Source organism: Bacillota bacterium (assembly GCA_024655925.1).
Lineage (GTDB): Bacteria > Bacillota > DTU025 > DTU025 > JANLFS01 > JANLFS01.
The window spans coordinates 1-2,955 of the sequence record JANLFS010000182.1 but is presented as its reverse complement, the minus strand read 5'-3'; the positions used below and the strand labels follow the sequence as shown (position 1 = coordinate 2,955).

Annotated in this window: 3 protein-coding genes; all 3 read right to left on the bottom strand. The window is 60.0% G+C overall.

The window, feature by feature from the left end:
* Window positions 1–887: hypothetical protein (locus tag NUW23_15750; protein ID MCR4427610.1), on the bottom strand; the 887-nt coding region annotated here is incomplete at its 3' end.
* An 11-nt stretch (window positions 888–898) separates the two neighbouring features.
* The gene (locus NUW23_15745; GenBank protein ID MCR4427609.1) at window positions 899–1,699 is read right to left on the bottom strand and encodes a sugar phosphate isomerase/epimerase; all 801 of its coding nucleotides are present in this window, start codon (window positions 1,697–1,699) and stop codon (window positions 899–901) included.
* A 91-nt stretch (window positions 1,700–1,790) separates the two neighbouring features.
* Window positions 1,791–2,624, bottom strand: a complete 834-nt coding sequence (locus NUW23_15740) for a DeoR/GlpR family DNA-binding transcription regulator (protein ID MCR4427608.1) — start codon at window positions 2,622–2,624, stop codon at window positions 1,791–1,793.
* Window positions 2,625–2,955: the final 331 nt, after the last annotated feature.

Genomic DNA, 2,955 nt, shown 5'->3' with positions numbered 1-2,955 from the left:
ACGAAAGGCCAGGCTTGGCGATCCAGGTCAACACAAGCACAGAGCTTACCCTTGTACGCCTTGACGATCCCCTCGAGGGTGCAGGCCCGTAACTGCGGGTCATGCACCGACACCCCACACTCAATGAGATCATCAACCATGGGAAGGATGTTGCCATCCGACGATAAAAAGACATGGACTCCGCTGCGCCGACAAGCTTGGAATAGCGTCTGGAAGAGCGGTTTGATGTATTTGCGGAAACTCGCGGGGCTGATCATCGGGCCATGCTGCGTGCCGAAATCCGTGTGGAAACTGATGACATCCGGCCGGAGCTCAAGCCACTTGTGGATCACCTTCATCTCGTACTCTTCGAGCATGCCGATCAGTCGCGCGAGCTCGGGAGGCTCGGTGGCAAAGTCGGTCATCAGGTTCTCAAAGCCGCGCAAGAAGTACAAGCGATCAAAAAGCCGTTCCCCATTGCCGAAGATGAGCTGGCCTTTGTCGCGAGCCTCAGCAACATGCCTGGCGATCTTGTCCCACTTTTCGGGGTCGGCCGGCCCGCGCTCATCGTAAACTAGAGGGTCTGGCATCCTGTAGGTTGCCAGTGCGGACCAGTCCGCCAATGGGTGGCCGACGACCTGACCCTCCAAACCTTCCTGAATGTTGAGCCAGGTGCAGCCCCAGTTGTCGGTGTAGTACTCGCCCTCGCGGTAGACGACGGGCATCTCGTCGTAGAAATCGGCCTTGCCGGGGTCATAGTTGGGCCAGAGTCTGGGATGCTCGAGTACAATCTTCTCCAGGTCTTTGCCGTGGGTCCTCCAAGTGATTGGTGAGAAACCCACGCTGCAGGGGATCCACTCGGGATGGCGATACTCAACTGCTCGCAGCCAGTTCTCTCTCGCGTCCATCTTCGCCCCTCTCAGTAGCCCAGGCTGCGCAGATATTCTCGGTTAGCTCGAGCGGCGTCGGCAGGAGGTCGTACCGGGTAGGGGCGGTCCAATTCTACGGAAACCCAGCCATCGTAGCCCACCTCTCCTAGAGCCTCCAGTACCCCCTTGACGTCCGGCGCGAAGTCGCCGTTGCCAAGCTCGGCAAAGCGACCTTGCTCGCCCCACTTGCATGGGCGGTGATTCTGGGTTCTGGGATCGTCGGCGTGAAAGTCCTTCAAGTGCACGTGTGCAATGCGATGGCGCAGGGTATCGCTTCTGAAGACCTGCAGAAGGTCACAGCCGGCTGCCAGGAGATGACCGGTGTCCAGCAGCAGATAGAGATCGGCGGCCGCCGCCAGCAGGCGCTCGGCATCTCGCACTGTCTCTATCATCGTCCCGAGATGCGCATGATGGTAGCCCTTGATGTGATGGGTCCGGCAGAATGCCAGTACTTCATCCAAGGTACGGGCTGCTCGCTCATAGTCGGCGTCGGTCGGGTTGTCCTCGCCATAATCCCTGCGTGCCCTCATCGGTACTTCCACCGCAGCATTGCCGAGGGCAATATTGTACTTGACCATCTGTATGGGGTCCCGGCAGATGACATCGACCCAGTGCAGGTTGTAGCGACGCGCCAGGGTCGCCACACACACCGACTCCTCGGCGCTGTCGACGACATAGCTCTCGACGCCGTCCCAGCCCGCATTTGCTACCTCGCGCAGCGCTTTTTCGAGGTCTCTTCTTGTTTCGCCCGCCCACTGGATGAGACAACAGGCGAGCTTGAGGTGAGACATTGGGCTTTCCTCCTGTGGACTGCACAACCGCGGGCACATAGGCCGAGTTTCCGTTCGTCCCGCTTTGTGCCTTGGCAACGTGGTCTTCTTGTCAGACCAGAACCAACTCCACCCCCAACTGCTCGATGGCTTCCCTCGCAGTCTCTGGGAGCGCCGAGTCCGTCACGAACGTGTGCACATCTGCGAGGGGGACAACCTTGGCGAATCCAACGCGCCCCCACTTGCTGGAGTCGGCCAGCAAGATGACTTTGCGGGCGGCCCGGACCATCGCCCGTTTGGTTTGAGCGATCTCGATGGAGAGATCGGTCACCCCAGCCTGCAGGTCGACGGCATGCGTCCCGAGAAAAACCTTCTGGACCACGAGATCGTTGAGGTCGCGCTCGGCGTGGTAGCCGATTGTGCTGATGGTCTCCCGGCTCAGGGACCCTCCCACCAGGATCACGTGCACATCCGGAAGCGAGCCCACTTGCGTGGCCACGTTCAAAGCGTTGGTCACCACCGTGAGAGGGGAGATGCCTTCCAGGTTCCTGGCCATCTCCATCACTGTGGTGCCGGCATCCATGATGATTGTGTCGCCCGGCCGGACCAGTCGGGCGGCAGCCTGACCGATGCGCCGTTTCTCATCCAGGTTGAGCCCGGCGCGCTGGTCGAATGCCGTGAACAGGCTGGCGCGCGTATTGACGACGGCACCACCCCGATCCCGGATAAGCACTCCCTGCTCAGCCAGGATGTCCAGATCGGCCCGGATGGTGACCTCGGACACGCCAAAGAGGTCACGGAGACGCTTGATTCGTACCGATCCGTCGCGCCTGGCCAGCTCGGCGATGCGCGCACGTCTTTCCACGGCCATGAGTGCCTGGGCACCTGCCTTCAGGTCCGGATGTTCTCCGGGCGCAGTCGCTGTTAAGGACGAATGCGATGGCACCTTCCGCAACTCCTGTCGCTTCTTACAATCTCTTGCCGAATGCCCTGACCGCGACAGCGGGGACTTTCGCCCAGACATGCGGGGCTGTCGAGTGCACTTATCGAGGCTAGTATACAACGCAACCTGAAGTAAGTCAAATGGTTGTGGACACTTACGAGGCTGTTGACATTCTGAGTGACTTATGCTAGAATGATAACAGGTGCGTTCTGTAGGTACCCGTTTTGCCCGTTCTGTACAGGGCCACTTGCACGTCCTGGAGGGAAAAACACATGGGACCCCGGAGGATCTCTCGTCGCGGATTCGTGAGTCTCGCTGCGGCAGCAGCCGCTGG

Bases quoted from the DNA above. Each gene is read 5' to 3' on its own strand.
- NUW23_15745 (MCR4427609.1), bottom strand. From the start codon at position 1,699: ATGTCTCACCTCAAGCTCGCCTGTTGTCTCATCCAGTGGGCGGGCGAA.